16 protein-coding genes are annotated in these 16,482 nt (G+C 63.4%); 9 read left to right on the top strand and 7 right to left on the bottom strand.

What is annotated here, in order from left to right:
* Positions 1–114: 114 nt before the first annotated feature.
* A complete protein-coding gene (locus C8N32_RS14130; protein WP_107893619.1) occupies positions 115–1,218 on the bottom strand; it encodes a pyridoxal phosphate-dependent aminotransferase in 1,104 nt (367 codons plus the stop codon).
* A gap of 80 nt (positions 1,219–1,298) precedes the next feature.
* On the opposite strand from C8N32_RS14130, the gene C8N32_RS14125 reads away from it, so the two are divergent.
* On the top strand, positions 1,299–2,060 hold the full coding sequence (locus C8N32_RS14125; RefSeq protein ID WP_420853804.1) for an alpha/beta hydrolase: 762 nt from the start codon (positions 1,299–1,301) through the stop codon (positions 2,058–2,060).
* Between the two features lie 406 nt (positions 2,061–2,466).
* On the opposite strand, the gene C8N32_RS14115 is transcribed toward C8N32_RS14125, so the two are convergent.
* Positions 2,467–3,339 (bottom strand): lysophospholipid acyltransferase family protein, encoded by an 873-nt coding sequence (locus C8N32_RS14115; RefSeq protein ID WP_107893617.1) that lies wholly within the window; start codon positions 3,337–3,339, stop codon positions 2,467–2,469.
* An 83-nt stretch (positions 3,340–3,422) separates the two neighbouring features.
* Positions 3,423–5,981: an aminopeptidase N gene (pepN, locus tag C8N32_RS14110; RefSeq protein WP_107893621.1), complete on the bottom strand. Its 2,559-nt coding sequence runs from the start codon at positions 5,979–5,981 to the stop codon at positions 3,423–3,425.
* 116 nt (positions 5,982–6,097) lie between these two features.
* On the opposite strand from pepN, the gene C8N32_RS14105 reads away from it, so the two are divergent.
* Positions 6,098–6,868 carry a gamma-glutamyl-gamma-aminobutyrate hydrolase family protein gene (locus C8N32_RS14105; protein ID WP_107893616.1) on the top strand — a complete coding sequence of 257 codons (771 nt, stop codon included), beginning with the start codon at positions 6,098–6,100 and terminating at the stop codon, positions 6,866–6,868.
* On the opposite strand, the gene C8N32_RS14100 is transcribed toward C8N32_RS14105, so the two are convergent.
* Positions 6,841–7,341 (bottom strand): GNAT family N-acetyltransferase, encoded by a 501-nt coding sequence (locus C8N32_RS14100; protein ID WP_107893615.1) that lies wholly within the window; start codon positions 7,339–7,341, stop codon positions 6,841–6,843. The genes C8N32_RS14105 and C8N32_RS14100 overlap by 28 nt on opposite strands.
* 415 nt (positions 7,342–7,756) lie before the next feature.
* Between C8N32_RS14100 and C8N32_RS14095 the strand changes: the two genes are divergently transcribed.
* From C8N32_RS14095 to C8N32_RS14075, 5 genes are all read left to right on the top strand, one after another.
* Entirely contained in the window at positions 7,757–9,328 is a 1,572-nt protein-coding gene (locus tag C8N32_RS14095; RefSeq protein WP_107893620.1) for a Re/Si-specific NAD(P)(+) transhydrogenase subunit alpha, read from the top strand.
* Positions 9,329–9,340: 12 nt separating this feature from the next.
* Complete coding sequence (locus C8N32_RS14090; RefSeq protein ID WP_107893614.1) at positions 9,341–10,780, top strand: NAD(P)(+) transhydrogenase (Re/Si-specific) subunit beta; 1,440 nt, start codon at positions 9,341–9,343, stop codon at positions 10,778–10,780.
* Between the two features lie 114 nt (positions 10,781–10,894).
* Positions 10,895–11,278, top strand: a complete 384-nt coding sequence (locus tag C8N32_RS14085) for an NADH:ubiquinone oxidoreductase subunit NDUFA12 (protein WP_107893613.1) — start codon at positions 10,895–10,897, stop codon at positions 11,276–11,278.
* Positions 11,279–11,283: 5 nt separating this feature from the next.
* Entirely contained in the window at positions 11,284–11,739 is a 456-nt protein-coding gene (gene mlaD, locus C8N32_RS14080; RefSeq protein WP_107893612.1) for an outer membrane lipid asymmetry maintenance protein MlaD, read from the top strand.
* Positions 11,736–12,089, top strand: a complete 354-nt coding sequence (locus C8N32_RS14075) for a DUF2155 domain-containing protein (RefSeq protein WP_107893611.1) — start codon at positions 11,736–11,738, stop codon at positions 12,087–12,089. Before mlaD ends, C8N32_RS14075 begins: the two co-directional genes overlap by 4 nt.
* Here the strand turns inward: C8N32_RS14075 and aat are convergent.
* Genes aat through accB form a run of 3 tightly spaced genes read right to left on the bottom strand, consistent with a single transcriptional unit; the run spans position 12,053 to position 14,553 of the window.
* A complete protein-coding gene (gene aat, locus C8N32_RS14070; protein WP_107893610.1) occupies positions 12,053–12,700 on the bottom strand; it encodes a leucyl/phenylalanyl-tRNA--protein transferase in 648 nt (215 codons plus the stop codon). The genes C8N32_RS14075 and aat overlap by 37 nt on opposite strands.
* Before the next feature lie 10 nt (positions 12,701–12,710).
* Positions 12,711–14,057 carry an acetyl-CoA carboxylase biotin carboxylase subunit gene (accC, locus tag C8N32_RS14065; protein WP_107893609.1) on the bottom strand — a complete coding sequence of 449 codons (1,347 nt, stop codon included), beginning with the start codon at positions 14,055–14,057 and terminating at the stop codon, positions 12,711–12,713.
* Between the two features lie 10 nt (positions 14,058–14,067).
* Positions 14,068–14,553, bottom strand: coding sequence for an acetyl-CoA carboxylase biotin carboxyl carrier protein (gene accB, locus C8N32_RS14060; RefSeq protein ID WP_107893608.1), 486 nt, complete (start codon positions 14,551–14,553; stop codon positions 14,068–14,070).
* A gap of 211 nt (positions 14,554–14,764) precedes the next feature.
* Here accB and aptA point away from each other — a divergent pair, with 211 nt between their 5' ends.
* Together aptA and C8N32_RS15045 are read left to right on the top strand one after the other, a co-directional pair.
* Positions 14,765–16,090, top strand: a complete 1,326-nt coding sequence (gene aptA / locus C8N32_RS14055; protein ID WP_107893607.1) for an omega-aminotransferase AptA — start codon at positions 14,765–14,767, stop codon at positions 16,088–16,090.
* Between the two features lie 105 nt (positions 16,091–16,195).
* Complete coding sequence (locus C8N32_RS15045) at positions 16,196–16,360, top strand: hypothetical protein (protein ID WP_170106819.1); 165 nt, start codon at positions 16,196–16,198, stop codon at positions 16,358–16,360.
* Positions 16,361–16,482: the final 122 nt, after the last annotated feature.

Below are 16,482 nucleotides of genomic sequence, written 5' to 3'. Positions count from 1 at the left end.
TTCCCGAAGGTCCAAAGAGTAAGGTTTGCCCATGATCCACCTCCCAACAGAAGTGAACCGGAGAAAAATCTGGCCTGTGAATCCCAAGCCGAGTCAAATCAAACGCAAACCGCTTTAACCTGCCGTTGCCAGGGCCTTGGGCAACTCTTGTGCGAACACGTCCAGTTCTGCCTCCGGTCCGGCGGAGACGCGTATGCAACGATCCAACGGGGCAACGCCGGGCATGCGGACAAACACGTCATGCCGTACCAGCCCATCCAGCACCGCGCGGGCGAAGGCGCCATCGCGCCCGCAGTCGATGGTAACGAAATTCGTGGCCGATGGCAGCACCCGCAGGCCGTTCCCGGCCGCGATTTCGCCGATCCGGGTCCGGGCCTGTGCGACCTGCGCCTGCACATGCGTCAGCCAGGCGGCGTCAGCCAGGGCCGCCAGGGCACCGGCCTGGCTGATGCGGGACATGCCGAAATGGTTGCGGATCTTGTCGAAGGCCTTGATCAGGGGCGCCGCCGCGATGGCGTAGCCCACCCGTGCACCGGCCAGCCCGTAGGCCTTGGAAAATGTGCGAAACCGTATCACCCGCTCATCCGTGGGGTCGATACGCGGGGCGGTGCCGTCGGGCGCGAACTCGATATAGGCCTCATCCAGCACCACCAGCGTGCCCTCCGGCACGGCATCGATTATGGCCTGCACGGTCGCAGCCTCATGCCACGTGCCCATCGGATTGTCGGGGTTGGAAAGGTAGACAAGCTTCGCCCCCACCTGTGCCGCACGACCGATCAGCGCCTCGGGATCTTCCCGGTCATCGTGAAACGGGACCATGTGCAGGGCGCCGCCAAAGCCCCTCACATGGTAGTTGAGGGTCGGGTAGGCCCCGGCGGAGGTTACCACCGCATCGCCGGGCGCGACGGTCATCCGGGCCAGATAGCCCAGCAGCCCGTCGATGCCTTCACCGACCATGATGTTGTCCGGCGAGACCCGATGATGGGCGGCCAGCGCCGCGCGCAGGTCATGGTTCTGCGCGTCGCCGTATTTCCAGACGTCGGCGGCGGCGGCCTGCATCGCGGCAATCGCCGAGGGCGCGGGGCCGAAGCCGTTTTCATTCGCTCCGAGTCGGGCACGGAACGGGCGGCCCCGGTCACGTTCCTGTGTCTCTGGGCCGACGAAGGGGACGCTGGCGGGCAGGCTGGCGACAAGCGGGGTCAGGCGGGCATGTGTCATGGCGTCAGGGGATCGGAAATCCGGTCTGCGGGCAAGGGGTTGCGGTGTCCGGCAGGGCAAGTAGTCTGACCCAAACCCAAATGGAGCCCCCGATGACGCCATCTTTTCTAGAGACACCTTCCGGTCGCCGTATTGCATATCACCAGACCGCAGGCGCGGGACCGGGCGTGGTATTTCTGGGAGGCTTCATGTCGGACATGGAGGGGACGAAAGCTCTGCATCTGGAGGCATGGGCGAAGGCACGGGGGCAGGCTTTCCTGCGGATGGATTATTCCGGGCACGGGCAGTCGTCGGGGGCGTTTACGGAAGGGAGCATCGGGGACTGGGCGGAAGATGCGTTTCAGACGGTTTCCGCCCTGACGGAGGGGCCGCAGGTTCTGGTTGGCAGTTCCATGGGGGGCTGGATTGCGCTGCTGCTGGCCCGGCGGATGCCTGCGCGTGTGGCCGGATTTGTCGGTCTCGCCGCGGCCCCCGACTTTACCGAGGACAGCATGTGGGCCTCCTTCACGCCTGACCAGAAGACGGCCCTGGAGCGCGACGGACAGGTGGCGCTGCCTTCCGAGTATTCGGATGACCCTTACACCATTACCCGCCGCCTGATCGAGGACGGGCGGAAGAACCTCATCTTGCGGGGTCCCCTGATGGTACCGGGGCCGGTGCGCCTTTTGCAAGGTACGGCGGATACGGATGTGGACGTGTCTGTAGCCCTGCGACTGCTGGACCATGTTGACAGCCCGGATGCCCGGCTGACCCTGGTCAAGGGCGCGGATCACCGCCTGTCCTCCCCGCGCGACCTTGCACTGATCGAAACCGCGATCGGGGATGTTCTGGCCGGGGGCTGACCCCGGCATGATGTTCGAGTGTGGCACCGGAATCCTGCGCCGTGCCGGAGGCAGCATCGGTACAGTTCCCGATAATGCCCTTGCGGGAACTCTCCCCGCGACACCGGTGGTGGTGGTGTGGGGTGCGTTGGTTTCAGCCGTCATCCTGCGCGGTTTCCAACGTAACGACGAATGCGGAGCGGTGCGGCACTGATGGTGCAAGGCGTTCTGTGCCGGCGTCGTGGGTTTCGGCGAAAACCTGAACGCCTGCGGTGGGGGATTTCTGCGCCGCCCGCCGTTTCTCGGGTGTCGAGGCGGTCAGGAGGGCAGGCCAATTGGTATGGCCGGGTGTTGGGTGGATCCCATACCGCCAGGCAAACGGGATGCATCCGTCCGATGAGAACCGAAGGCGATCGCCAAAGCGTTTTCAGTTTGCGAATGACCTGACCCAGCCCGGACGCCGGGTGCTGTCCACCAGGCTGACCGTCGGCGCATGCCGCCCACCCAGTGCCAGCGCGGCAGAGCGCAGCATCTCTATCCCATCCTCGGATCTTGCCGGAAGCGCGCCGGGGGAGATTGGTTCCCCCACGGTGAATCGGTAGGGCTGACGGTGCTTGTTCAGTGTTTCGTGAAACAGCGTGATGTCGCGCAAGGTCGGATGGATCAGGTCGAACAGGTAGAACAGCACCGAATTGCGCGCCCGGATGTTGAGCGGAACCACCGGCAGGTCGAACTTGCGCGCGATCATTGCCGCCGATGCCATCCAGGGCCGTTCATGCAACCGTAGCCCGCGCCGCTTGGCCAGCCGCCCGGAGGGGAAGATCACCCCCAGCCGTCCGGCCTCGATCGCCTTGCGGGTATAGGCCATCGTTTCGCGCGTTTTGGCATGGCTTCGCTTTTCCTCACGCCATTCGACCGGGGCGATGATGGCTTCCATCTGTGGCAGCACGCGCATGATGTCGCTGTTGGCGTAGAAGAAGATGTCGGGCCGCAGCCTTGCCAGGACCGACCACAGCATGACCCCGTCGGCGATGCCGGTGGGGTGGTTGGCCACGATCAGGCCGGGGCCGGAACGCGGGATGTTTTCCAAGCCCTTGACCTGAACGTCGCGGGCCAGCATCCGGGCCATCTCATCCATGATGACAGGGGCGGGATGGCGTTTCAGCACCTCGCCCAGCGCCAGTGTCCGCCTGTAACCCAGCAGGCCGGTCAACACCGTGCGGGAGGGTGTGCTCCAGACGCGATCCGTGAAAAGCCAGGGCGCGCGCTCTTCGATGAGAGGGTCGAGTCTTTCCTTCATGCGCCTTGTCACCATGCCCACGTGTCATTCCCGTGACAGGACAGCATATAGCCCCCACAACGTCAAAAGAAATGGTGGCGAGATCACGCGTCAGCGCGCAGGATACGGTCGGCCATCTCCGTCATGTCACGGCTAAGTCCTTCTTTTCCAATAATCCTTCTGATTTCCGCGCGCATTTTTTCTTGCCGGGTTGCATCGAAGCGCGGCCAGGTTTCAAACGCGGTGGACAGGCGCGCGGCAGTTTGCGGGTTTGCGGCATCCATGCGCAGCAGCCAGTCGGCGACAAAGGTATATCCGGCCCCCGAGGGGTGGTGAAACCCAGCGGTGTTCATCGTCAGAGCACCGATCACCGCACGGAAACGGTTGGGGTTCTTCCAGTCGAAATCGGGCCGTTCGGCAAGGGTTCGGGCGGTTTGTGTGGCGGCCTCGGGTCTGGCCAGGCTGACTTGCAGTGCGAACCATTTGTCCATCACCAGCCGGTCCCCGGCCCAGAGATCGTGGAAGCGGGCCAGTTGCGCCTCCCCCCGCCCGGTTTCCACAAGCGCGGCCAGTGCACCCAGACTTTCCGTCATGTTGTCGGCGGTTTCGAACAGAGCGGCGGCACGGTGCCCTTCGTCCAGCCGGGCCAGCAGCCCCAGCGCGCGCAGCCGCAGGGCGCGGCGGCCTGCGGCGCGGGCGTCGGGGCTGTAGGGACCCGGGCAGGCCATGCTCTCGTAAAGGTCGGGCAGACTTTCCGCCAGGTGTTCGGCGATGGCGGTTTGCAGCGTCTCCCGTGCGGCGTGAATGGCCAGGGGATCGGGGGTAATCCCTTGGCTGTGCAGGGCCTCGACGATGTCGTCCGTGTCGGGCAGACGCAGGGTCAGCGCCCGGAAGGCGGGATCCTGCGCGGTATCTGTGGCGACGGCGGCCAGCGCCTCCAGCAAGGCGGGGATGGGGGCGCTGCCCTCGGTGGTCATTGCGCAGAGCACTGAGCGCATCAGGGTGCGCCCGGCCTCCCACTTGCTGAACGGGTCGGTATCATTGGCCAGCAGGAAGGCGAGTTCCTCCGGGGAGAGTGCGCGCTCCAGGATCACCGGCGCGGAGAACCCCCGCAAGATCGAGGCCACCGGCTTTTCCGTCAGCCCTTCGAAGGTAAAGGTTTGGCGCGTCTCGCTCATCTCCAGAACCGTCGTGGGCACGATCTCCGCGCCATCGGCTGACAGCAGGCCCACGGCGATGGGCAGAACCAGCGCGGATTTGTCGGGCTGTCCGGGGGTCGGCGGCGTCTCCTGCCGGAACCGCAGAGTATAGATGCCGTTGTTGAAATTGGACCTGACCTGCAGCCGGGGTGTGCCCGCCTGCGAATACCAGCGTGAGAACTGCGAAAGGCAGCGCCCGGTCGCGTCCTCGAAAACTTTCAGCCAGTCCTCGATGGTGGCGGCGTCGCCGTCGTGACGATCGAAGTAGAGAGCCAGGGCCCGGCGGTAGGCTTCCGGCCCGACAAGAGCGCGCAGCATGCCGATCAGCTCGGCGCCCTTTTCATAGACGGTGGCAGTATAGAAATTGTTGATTTCCACGTAGCTTTCAGGCCGCACGGGATGGGCCAGCGGGCCGCCATCCTCGCGGAACTGGCGGGCCCGCAGTTGCAGCACGTCGTCGATGCGTTTGACTGCGGGACTGCGCTGATCGGCGGAAAAGCACTGATCCCGGAACACGGTCAGCCCTTCTTTGAGACACAGCTGAAACCAGTCGCGGCAGGTGATGCGGTTGCCGGTCCAGTTGTGAAAATATTCATGCGCGACGATGCTTTCGATCAGTTCGTAGTCGCGGTCGGTCGCGGTTTCGGGACTGGCGAGCACGAACCTGGAGTTGAAAATGTTCAGCCCCTTGTTTTCCATCGCCCCCATGTTGAAATCGTCCACGGCAACGATGTTGAACATGTCCAGATCGTATTCGCGGCCATATTCGGTTTCGTCCCAGCGCATTGCCCGCCTGAGTGCGTCGAGCGCGTAGCCTGCCTTGCCCTCATCTCCCGGGCGCACCCAGACGTTCAGTGTGACCCCGCGCCCGCCGGTGGTGGTGAAACGGTCCGATACCGCGCGCAGATCCCCGGCCACCAGCGCGAAGAGATAGCAGGGTTTGGGCCATGGGTCATGCCACTCTGCCCAGCCGGGCCCCTGTGCCGCCGGGTTGCCGTTGGACAAGAGCACCGGCGCGTCGCTTTCGATTCGCACATGGAACGGGGCCATCACGTCGGGGCGGTCGGGGTAATAGGTGATCTTGCGGAAGCCTTCGGCCTCACACTGGGTGCAATACATGCCGTTCGACATGTAAAGCCCCTCCAGCGCGGTGTTGGCGGCCGGAGCGATCTCGACTTCGGCTTCCCAGACGAAGGGGGCGTCGGGGGTGGGGCAGGTCAGCCCCTCGGCGGTGATTTCAGGGGTCACCGGCTGTCCGTCGATCAGGGCGGAAATCAGTTTCAGCCCCTCCCCATGCAGAAAGAACCGCCGTTGCGCCGTTGCGGGGTTGGGCCGGAAGGAAATGCGTGAAATCACCCGCGTGGCGTTCGGTGCAAGGCGGAAGGTCAGGCGGACTTCTCCGACCAGCCAGTGGGGCGGGGTGTAGTCCTTCAGGTGCACGGGCCGGGTGGGCAGATCTTTCATCGCAATCTCCTTCGCTTGTGGCAGGTCTACTCCAACCAGTTCCAACTGCAAGCGCCGGCCCCTTTCCCCACCCGGTTTCGGGCTATATCGTAAGCACACGAATGCGAGAGGACCCCATGCAACGCCCGCGTGTCGGCATTATCGGCAACCAATACCTTATCAACGACGATTACCCGGCCCATGCGGGCGGTACGATGAATTCCGAGGCCATCGCCTGTGTCACGGGGGCAATGCCGCTTCTGATTCCGGCCGATCCGCGATTTGTCTTGGTGCCGGAGCTTCTGGAAAGCTTTGACGGTTTTCTGCTCACCGGCGGGCGCCCCAATGTCCACCCGGAGGAATACGGCGAGTCGGCGACCGAGGCTCACGGCGCGTTCGACCGTGCCCGCGATGCAATCACGCTGCCTCTCATCCGTGCGCTGGTGGAGCGGGGGCAGCCGTTCTTTGGAATCTGCCGGGGGTTTCAGGAGGTCAATGTCGCGCTGGGGGGCAGCCTGCACCCCGAGATCCGTGACCTGCCGGGCCGGATGAACCACCGCATGCCTCCCGACGGAACCCTTGCGGAAAAGTTCGCCCTGCGCCACAAGGTGCGGTTTCGCGAAGATGGTGTGTTCCACCGGCTTCTGGGCGCGCGGGAGGTCATGACGAACACGCTGCATGGTCAGGGGATCAAGCAGGAAGGGGCGCGGGTGATCATCGACGGCTGGGCGCCCGATGGCACACCGGAGGCGCTTTATGTGCGCGAGGCGGCGGGGTTTGCGCTCGCTGTGCAGTGGCACCCGGAATACAAGGCCGCGGAAGACCCGGTGTCGCGCCCGCTTTTTGCTGCGTTCGGTGCGGCGGTGTACGGCTGGGCCGGTCAGGGCGCCGCGCGCCGATCCGCCTGAAGCTGTTTTTCCATCCGGAAATTCGTCAGGGTCACACCGTTGCGGATCACGCTTTGGCGGGCCACCTGCCGCCAGCCGTGGCGCAGAAAGAACCGGCGGGCGAGGTGGCTGGCCTCGGTCTGGAGCAGGGCCAGGCCAAGGGTGCGGGCATGGGCTTCCTGCGCGGCATAAAGGATGTCCGCCACGCCCCGGCCCATTTCGCGGGGGCGGACATAGGCAAGGTCGATGAACCCGTCGGCGCCCATCACCATGAACCCCGCCATCTGTCCCATCCGGCTGGCGATCAGCCCGTGCCCCTCCAGAAGACGGGTTTCCCAGTCCGGCGGGGGGATGGCGGGGGCCCATGCGGTGCGCTCGGGCACGGTATAGAAATGTGCGACCCCTTCATGCACGGCGGCATGGAACAACGCATAGGCCGCAGGCCCGTCTCCGGGGCGGGCGGGGCGCAGGCGGGTAAGGGCATGGCGGATCATGTCCCTGATTGCCCCGCCGCGAAGACCTGTGCAAGAGGCGGGACAATTCCGCCCATTGCCAAGCTTTGCCGCAAGCGCGAAATACGATACGAACCCTTTTGAGGACCGACCATGTTCCAAGCCGCCACGTCTGTCATGACGGCCCGACGCATGTCCGGGGGGCCTGGCCCGGCCTGGATCGGGCGTCGGTATTGATGGCCGTGATCGCACGGTGTTTCATCGGACCCGAATCGAAGCCCGGCCGGGACGGTGTGTCGCGACGGGGCGGCGTCCGTGCCCGTTGGTTGTAACTTCAAGGGAACGGTTGATACGAAAGAAAGAGACCGGCTTGTGAAACATTATTGCGCAGTGTTATCAGTCACCAGCAGAATCGAACCTTGTCCGGCAAAGTATGCGCGAAAAGGGGAATGAGATCGTGAAAATCGGGGCACCGAAGGAAACATTCGCGGGGGAAGCGCGCGTTGCGATGACCCCCGACAGCGCCCTTCAGCTGCAAAAGCTGGGGTATGCGTGCGTGATCGAGGCCGGGGCGGGGGTGGCCTCCGGGTTTGACGATGCGGCCTATGCAAAGGCCGGTGTCGAAATCGTGCAGGGGGCACAGGCGCTCTGGGCCGCTGCGGATATCGTCGCCAAGGTGCGTGAACCGTCCGGGGAGGAGGTCGCGCGCCTGCGTGAGGGGCAGACCCTGATCAGTTTTTTCTGGCCCGCCCAGAACGAGGCGATGCTGGCGCAGTGCAAGGACAAGGGTGCGAATGTCATCGCGATGGACATGGTGCCCCGCATCTCCCGTGCGCAGAAGATGGATGCTCTGTCCTCGATGGCGAATATCGCGGGCTACCGCGCGGTGATCGAGGCAGGCAACAATTTCGGTCGTTTCTTTACCGGACAGGTCACTGCCGCCGGCAAGGTGCCGCCTGCGAAGGTTCTGGTGGTCGGTGCCGGGGTGGCCGGGCTGGCCGCGATCGGAACGGCGACCTCTCTGGGGGCAATCACTTACGCGTTCGATGTGCGCCCCGAAGTGGCCGAACAGATCGAGTCGATGGGGGCGGAGTTCGTCTTCCTCGATTTCGAGGAGTCCCAGGACGGTGCCGAAACCGGCGGATATGCCGCGCCTTCAAGCCCCGAGTTCCGGGAAAAGCAGCTGGCGAAATTCCGCGAGCTGGCCCCCGACATGGATATCGTCATCACCACGGCGCTTATTCCAGGGCGTCCGGCGCCCAAGCTGTGGCTGGAGGATATGGTGGCCGCGATGAAGCCCGGCTCTGTCGTGGTGGACCTTGCGGCGGAAAAGGGCGGCAACTGCGACCTGACCAGACCGGGGGAGAAGATCGTCTCCGGCAATGGGGTGACGGTGGTCGGCTACACGGATTTCCCCAGCCGGATGGCCGCCCAATCCTCCACGCTTTATGCCACCAACATCCGTCACATGATGACCGACCTGACGCCCGGGAAGGATGGCAGGATCGTCCACAACATGGAGGACGACGTCATTCGCGGGGCTACGGTGACCTTTGAGGGGGACATCACTTTCCCGCCCCCGCCGCCGAAGGTGAAGGCGATTGCCGCGGCGCCGAAGAAGGACAAGCCGAAGGAACTGAGCCCCGAAGAGAAAAAGATGCAGGAGGCCGCAGCCTTCCGCAAGCAGACCATCAGTCAGGTGGCGCTGCTGATGGCGGGCGGCGTGCTGATGCTGCTGGTCGGGGCCTTCGCGCCGCAAAGTTTCATGAGCCATCTCATCGTTTTCGCGCTGGCCTGTTTCGTGGGATTCCAGGTCATCTGGAACGTCAGCCACAGCCTGCACACGCCCCTGATGGCGGTAACCAACGCGATCTCGGGGATCATCATCCTTGGCGCGCTTTTGCAGATCGGGTCGGGCAACTGGCTCGTGGTGATCCTTGCCGCGGTGTCGGTTCTGATCGCGACGATCAATATCGTGGGTGGCTTTCTGGTGACGCGCCGGATGCTGGCCATGTTCCAGAAATCGTAAGGGGGCAGGGGTATGTCCATCGGTATCGTTTCTGCGGCCTATATTGCCGCTACCGTTCTGTTCATCCTCAGCCTCGGCGGGCTGAGCAACCAGGAAAGCGCCAAGCGCGCCGTCTGGTACGGCATTGTCGGCATGGGGCTGGCCGTGGTCGGCACCGTATTCGGCCCGGGCATCGGGAATTACTGGCTTCTGGCACCGGCCATCGCCATTGGGGGGTACGCGGGCTATCAGGTTGCGCGGCGGGTCGAGATGACCGAGATGCCCCAGCTTGTGGCCGCGCTGCACAGCTTCGTGGGTCTCGCGGCCGTGTTCATCGGCCTGAACGCCCAGCTGGAGCTGAACTCCGTCACCGCGATGAAGGATGCCGGCCAAAGCCTTGACACGCTGACCGGGTTCGCCAGGAAGCTGGCGGCAAAGGACGCGGTGGAGATCGCCATTCTCCAGGTCGAGGTCTTCCTGGGAATATTTATCGGGGCGATCACCTTCACCGGTTCGGTCGTCGCGTTCGGCAAGCTTGCCGGCAAGATTGACGGCAAGCCGAAGAAACTGCCCGGTGGCCACATCCTGAACCTTGCCGCGCTGATCCTGTGTATTGTGCTGGGGTATCTCTATTTCACCGGTGCGGGGATCTGGACGATGGTCGTGATGGCGCTCATCGCGGGGTTCATCGGCTGGCATCTGATCATGGGGATTGGCGGCGCCGATATGCCGGTGGTGGTGTCCATGTTGAACAGCTATTCGGGCTGGGCGGCTGCGGCCATCGGTTTCACGCTGGGCAATGACCTGCTGATTGTGACCGGGGCGCTTGTGGGGTCTTCGGGGGCGATCCTCAGCTACATCATGTGCCGGGCAATGAACCGCCATTTCGTCAGCGTGATTCTGGGCGGCTTTGGCGGAACACAGGGTCCGGCGGCGGAGATCGAGGGAGAGATGATCCCGATCGATGCGGAGGGCGTGGCCAGCGCGCTGAACGACGCCGACAGCGTCATCATCGTGCCCGGCTATGGCATGGCCGTGGCCCAGGCTCAGAATGCCGTCAGTGAACTGACCAAGCGCCTGCGCGGCCAGGGCAAGGAGGTGCGCTTTGCCATCCACCCGGTGGCGGGCCGTCTGCCCGGCCACATGAACGTTCTGCTGGCGGAGGCCAGAGTGCCTTACGATATCGTTCTGGAGATGGATGAAATCAATGATGACTTTCCACAAACGGACGTCGCCATCGTGATCGGCTCCAACGACATCGTGAATCCCGCTGCGCAGGATGATCCCAACAGCCCGATCGCGGGGATGCCGGTTCTGGAAGTCTGGAAGGCCAAGCAGGTGTTCGTGTCGAAGCGCGGGCAGGGGACCGGCTATTCCGGTATCGAAAACCCGCTGTTCTTCAAGGAGAACACGCGCATGTTCTATGGCGATGCCAAGGACAGTCTGAACAAGCTTCTTGGTCTGATCGATTGATCTCAGGTGCAAAGACTGCGTGTACGGCGCGTCCCGAAAACGGGACGCGCCGTTGCCCACTGGACCTTGGCGCGCTGATGGTCCATATGGAGGGGAGTATGCGCGGAGGGCTTCATGGGTATTCTGGACAAGGCTTTGGCACTGGCCACCTGGTGGAACAACGAAACGTTGGGTACCCGGCTGTTTACCGCCCGGCACGGGCAGCGGGTCGGTGAGGATGATCAGGGCAACGTCTTCTACCAAAACCGTGACGGCAAGCGCCGGTGGGTGATCTATAATGGTGAGGTCGAGGCCAGCCGGGTATCGCCCGAATGGCACGGATGGCTGCACGGGACTTTCGACGCGCCACCGACCGAGGCCCCTCTGCCGCGCAAAGCTTGGGAGAAGCCGCACCATAAGAACCTGACCGGCACGCCCGAGGCCTATGCGCCCCCGGGGTCCATCCGGCGGCCCGAACCGGCAATTCGCCGGGACTACGAGGCCTGGAAACCCGAGTAATCCCCATGGCTGATACGAACTCCACGGAACTTCTGGTGGGCGGCGCGGTTCTTGCGCTTGCGATCGGATTTCTGGTTTACGCTTCCAATACCACGGGGGTGTCGCAGAGCCGGGCGGGCAGCTATGAACTGACCGCGTCTTTCCGGTCGGTTGAAGGGGTCTCGGTCGGGACAGATGTGAGGCTGGCGGGTGTCAAGATCGGCACCATCACGGGGTTGGATCTCAACCCGCAGACGTTCCGCGTCGATGCGCATTTATCCATCAAGGAAGGGATTGATCTGCCTGACGACAGTGCGATCCTGATTTCTTCCGAGGGGCTTTTGGGCGGCAATTATGTTGAACTTGTGCCCGGAGGGTCCCCCTTCAACCTCGCTCCGGGGGGCGAGATCGAGGATACGCAGGGGTCGGTTTCGCTGATCTCTCTGCTTATGAAATTCGTTACCCAGAAAGACGAAGAATGATCCGGGCGGCGCTTTTCTGTCTTATGGTCGCCGGGTCGGCGGGGGCGCAAGAGGTGGCCGAGGCTCCGGGGGCGGAGGTGCGCGGGCTGGACAAGTTGACCGGCAGCGTCACGGACATGTCTTTGTCAGCGGGGCAGACGGCCGAACTGGGATATTTGCTGGTCACGCTGCGTGAGTGCCGCTATCCGGTCGGGGATCCGGCGTCCGATGCCTTCGCTTACATCACGGTGATCGATTCCCGCGAGGGAACGGAAACCTTCGCCGGGTGGGTGATGGCCTCTAGCCCGGCGCTCAGCGCGATGGAACATCCGCGCTATGATGTCTGGGTCCTGTACTGCAACAGGCCCTGAGGCGTGGGAGGCGCGCCGGGCCGCATGAAATCCCCATGCAGGGTCAGGGCTTCGTTCAGACGGTCGCGGTAGTCCGCCTGAGAAATCTCCACCGCGCCGAGACTCGCCAGATGCGGCGTGATGAACTGCGTATCGAACAAGACGAACCCGCCCCGCCGGAGCCGGTCCACCAGGTAGGCCAGAGCGATCTTTGATCCATCGCGCCGGTGGGAAAACATGCTTTCTCCGAAGAATGCACCGCCAAGGGCAACGCCGTAGACGCCGCCCGCCAGCGTTTTCCCCTGCCAAACCTCCAGGGAATGGGCGTGGCCCATCGTGTGTAACTGGCCGTAAAGCCGGGCGATCGTATCGTTGATCCAGGTTTCCGGGCGCTCTGCGCAGGCGGAAACCACACCGGGGAAATCGGCGTTTACGGTAATCCTGTAATCTTCTTGCCGCAGCCGTCGCCGCAGGCTGCGGGAAATGTGGAACCCGTCCAGCGGGATGATACCGCGGCGGCGCGGTTCGACCCAGAAGATCTCGGGGTCGTGGCGTGAATCGGACATCGGGAAAACGCCTGCCGCATACGCGTCCAGCAGAATCTCTGGCGAGGGGGTCTCCTGCGCTGTCATCCTGCCCGGCTCAGCTGAGGTTGGTTTCCAGCCAGTGTTCCAGCCAGTGGATGTCATAATTGCCGGTCAGGATATCTTCTTCCTCCAGCAGGGCACGAAACAGGGGGACGGTGGTATCGACCCCGTCCACGATCAGTTCGCCCAGCGCGCGGTTGAGGCGGGCCAGCGCCTCGTTCCGGTCGCGGCCGTGGACGATCAGTTTTCCGATCAGGCTGTCGTAATAGGGTGGGATCGTGTAGCCGTCGTAAAGCGCCGAATCCATGCGCACGCCCAGGCCGCCGGGCGCGTGGTAGGCGCTGATGGTTCCGGGGCAGGGGGCGAATTTCGGCAACCTTTCCGCGTTGATGCGCGCTTCGATGGCGTGGCCGTTGATCTTCAGTTTGTCCTGCGAGAAGGAGAGGGGCTTCCCTTCGGCGACGCGAATTTGCTCCCGCACGAGGTCTACGCCGAAAATCGCCTCGGTCACCGGGTGTTCCACCTGAAGGCGGGTGTTCATCTCGATGAAGTAGAACTCTCCGTTCTCGTACAGGAACTCGATCGTACCGGCCCCGGAATATTTAATGCTGGCGACCGCATCGGCGCAGATTTTTCCAATCCGGGCGCGGGTTTCGCCGTCGATCACCGGGCCGGGGGCTTCTTCCAGGACTTTCTGGTGACGGCGCTGGAGAGAGCAATCCCGCTCTCCCAGATGGACGGCGTTGCCCTTCCCGTCGCCGAATACCTGGATCTCGATGTGGCGGGGCTGGCCAAGGTATTTCTCGATATAGACTTCGTCGTTCCCGAAGGCGGCCTTGGCTTCGGACCGCGCGGTCTGGAAGGCCTGTTCGAGGTCCTCGGCGGTACGGGCCAGTTTCATCCCGCGTCCGCCGCCGCCCGCAGTGGCCTTGACGATGACCGGGTAGCCGATCTCCGCCGCAATCTTGCGCGCGGAATCGCGATCGGGCACGCCTCCATCGGAGCCGGGAACACACGGTACGCCAAGCGCCTTCATCGTGTCCTTGGCGGTGATCTTGTCGCCCATCATGCGGATATGTTCCGCCGAGGGGCCTATGAATGTCAGGCCATGATCCTCGACGATCTGCACAAAGCGTGCGTTTTCCGACAGGAACCCGTAGCCGGGGTGAATCGCCTGTGCCCCGGTGATCTCGCAGGCGGAAATGATTCCGGGAATCGACAGGTAGCTTTCCGTGCCCGGTGGCGGACCGATGCAGACACTTTCATCGGCCATGCGCACATGCATGGCGTCCGCATCGGCCGTAGAATGAACCGCAACCGAGCGAATGCCCATTTCGCGGCAGGCACGGATGACACGCAGGGCGATTTCCCCGCGATTGGCTATGAGGATCTTGTCGAACATGGGCCGCGCCTTATTCGATGATCATCAGGGGAGCGCCGAATTCCACAGGCGCGCCGTCTTCGATGAGAATACGCTTTACCGTACCTGCCCGCGGCGCGGGAATATGGTTCATGGTCTTCATCGCTTCGACGATCAGCAGCGTCTGTCCTTCGGTGACGTTTGTGCCCACGGAAACGAATGCGTCAGCCCCCGGTTCGGGTTGAAGATAGGCAGTGCCGACCATCGGGGAGGTCACCGCGCCGGGATGCTGGGCCGGGTCTTCGACAAGGGCGGGGGCGTCAGTGGGGGCGGCAATCGCCGTGGCCGCTACAGGGGCCGCGGGTGCGGCCAGGGCGACCGGGGCCGCGGCGGGAGCCGCGCGTGATACGCGAACGTCGAGGCTGTCATCCTCACCGTATTCCCGCTTGACCTGGAGTTCCGTCAGGTCGTTTTCGCGCAGCAGTTCCGCCAGCGCCTGAATGAAGGCCACGTCCGCGTCGTGGGAGTGTTGTGTCATGCCGTCCTCGTCATCTGAACCCTGCAGGGCAGGAACGCAGGTAAATCGCGCTGCTTATACGTCACCGCGCCAAAGGATGAAAGACGCACTTGCATCCCCTGCAAGACCCCGCGATGCGGCGAATTGGGGCAGGTCCGGGCGTGCTTGACTGCGCTTCGCCCTCTGCTAGCGTCTTTTCAAAGGCCGCTGGCCGAGCAAGGGAGGAACAGTCATGGCGCTTGATCGCAAGCCGGCCCCGAACGATCTTTCGGCATTCTGGATGCCTTTTACCGCCAACCGCCAGTTCAAGAAGGCGCCGCGCATGTTCGTGGCGGCTGAGGGAATGTATTACACGACGGCGGACGGACGGCAGGTTCTGGATGGAACGGCGGGGCTTTGGTGCTGCAATGCGGGCCACAAACGTCCGAAGATCGTGCAGGCAATTCAGCAACAGGCGGCGGAACTCGACTATGCCCCGGCCTTCCAGATGGGGCACCCAAAGGCATTTGAACTGGCCAGCGCGCTGCGCGACATTGCGCCAGGGGGCATGGATCACGTGTTCTTCACCAATTCCGGTTCGGAAAGCGTGGAAACCGCGCTGAAGATCGCGCTGGCCTGCCACCGTGCGCGCGGCGAAGCCAGCCGCACCCGGCTGGTCGGGCGGGAAAGGGGATATCACGGGGTCAATTTCGGGGGTATTTCGGTCGGGGGGATCGTCAATAACCGCCGGGTCTTCGGTAACCTTCTGTCGGGGGTGGATCATCTTCCGCATACGCATCTGCCGCAAAACGCGTTCTCAAAAGGGCAGCCGGAACATGGGGCGCACCTGGCCGACGCCCTGGACGGGCTCGTTGCGCTGCACGGGGCGGAAACCATCGCGGCTGTGATCGTGGAGCCGATGGCTGGGTCGACCGGCGTGCTGATGCCCCCAAAAGGGTATCTGGAGCGCCTGCGCGAAATCTGTACCCGTCATGGCATCTTTCTGATCTTCGATGAGGTCATCACCGGCTTCGGCCGCCTCGGGGCGAGCTTCGCGGCGGAAAGGTTCGGTGTCCGGCCCGACATGATTACCGCCGCCAAGGGACTGACCAACGGGATCATCCCGATGGGGGCGGTGCTGGTTTCGGCGGAGATCCACGATGCCTTCATGAACGGACCGGACCACCTGATTGAGTTTTTTCACGGATACACGTATTCCGGTTGCCCGATCGCCAGTGCCGCCGGTCTTGCAACACTGGAGACTTACCGCGAGGAAGGCCTGTTTCAGCGCGCCGCCGATCTGGAGGCCTACTGGCAGGAGGGCTTGCACAGCCTGCGTGAATGTCCCCATGTGATCGACATCCGCAACATGGGCCTGATCGGGGCGATCGAGCTGCAACCCATGTCCGGGGAGCCGGCGAAGCGTGGCTTTTCCGCCTTTCTGAATGCCTATGAGGCCGGCTTGCTGGTGCGCTCCACCGGAGACACCATCGCGCTGTCGCCTCCGCTGATCGTCGAGAAGGCGCAGATCGACCAGATATTCGAGACTCTGCGCAAGGTGTTGCATGGGCTCGACTGACCCCGTGCTTTACGTCGCGTCCGGCTTGATCGAGGCGGGATAAAAGGCAAACTCACGAATTCGGGTAGGGCGGATGGAAACGCCCGTTTACTGGGAGACTGGGGCATGACGAAACTGACCAATATGGGGCGGCTGGTTCTGGGAATGTCGCTGGTGGCACTCCTGGCCGCTTGCGCAGACCGGATCGAAGAAGAAGTCGGGGAATGTGAACCCGGCGTCGGGGAAATCAGCCGCAGCGCCGAGGTGGCGCCTCTTCCCGCAGGGTGTTGACTTAAAGGCCGGTCTTTCGACCGGCCCTTTTTTTATTTTTTTCTGTTTTCGATGAGGTTATCGACGACGGAGGGGTCTGCGAGAGTTGATGTGTCTCCGAGGGATCCGTAGTCGTTTTCGGC

Origin of the sequence: Rhodovulum imhoffii (assembly GCF_003046545.1) — a bacterium.
GTDB lineage: Bacteria > Pseudomonadota > Alphaproteobacteria > Rhodobacterales > Rhodobacteraceae > Rhodovulum > Rhodovulum imhoffii.
The sequence above is the reverse complement of the archived record's forward strand: the minus strand, read 5'-3'. Positions and strand labels throughout refer to the sequence as shown.

Bases quoted from the DNA above. Each gene is read 5' to 3' on its own strand.
- C8N32_RS14130 (WP_107893619.1), bottom strand. From the start codon at position 1,218: ATGACACATGCCCGCCTGACCCCGCTTGTCGCCAGCCTGCCCGCCAGC.
- C8N32_RS14125 (WP_420853804.1), top strand. From the start codon at position 1,299: ATGGAGCCCCCGATGACGCCATCTTTTCTAGAGACACCTTCCGGTCGC.
- C8N32_RS14115 (WP_107893617.1), bottom strand. From the start codon at position 3,339: ATGAAGGAAAGACTCGACCCTCTCATCGAAGAGCGCGCGCCCTGGCTT.
- pepN (WP_107893621.1), bottom strand. From the start codon at position 5,981: ATGAAAGATCTGCCCACCCGGCCCGTGCACCTGAAGGACTACACCCCG.
- C8N32_RS14105 (WP_107893616.1), top strand. From the start codon at position 6,098: ATGCAACGCCCGCGTGTCGGCATTATCGGCAACCAATACCTTATCAAC.
- C8N32_RS14100 (WP_107893615.1), bottom strand. From the start codon at position 7,341: ATGATCCGCCATGCCCTTACCCGCCTGCGCCCCGCCCGCCCCGGAGAC.
- C8N32_RS14090 (WP_107893614.1), top strand. From the start codon at position 9,341: ATGTCCATCGGTATCGTTTCTGCGGCCTATATTGCCGCTACCGTTCTG.
- C8N32_RS14085 (WP_107893613.1), top strand. From the start codon at position 10,895: ATGGGTATTCTGGACAAGGCTTTGGCACTGGCCACCTGGTGGAACAAC.
- mlaD (WP_107893612.1), top strand. From the start codon at position 11,284: ATGGCTGATACGAACTCCACGGAACTTCTGGTGGGCGGCGCGGTTCTT.
- C8N32_RS14075 (WP_107893611.1), top strand. From the start codon at position 11,736: ATGATCCGGGCGGCGCTTTTCTGTCTTATGGTCGCCGGGTCGGCGGGG.
- aat (WP_107893610.1), bottom strand. From the start codon at position 12,700: ATGACAGCGCAGGAGACCCCCTCGCCAGAGATTCTGCTGGACGCGTAT.
- accC (WP_107893609.1), bottom strand. From the start codon at position 14,057: ATGTTCGACAAGATCCTCATAGCCAATCGCGGGGAAATCGCCCTGCGT.
- accB (WP_107893608.1), bottom strand. From the start codon at position 14,553: ATGACACAACACTCCCACGACGCGGACGTGGCCTTCATTCAGGCGCTG.
- aptA (WP_107893607.1), top strand. From the start codon at position 14,765: ATGGCGCTTGATCGCAAGCCGGCCCCGAACGATCTTTCGGCATTCTGG.
- C8N32_RS15045 (WP_170106819.1), top strand. From the start codon at position 16,196: ATGACGAAACTGACCAATATGGGGCGGCTGGTTCTGGGAATGTCGCTG.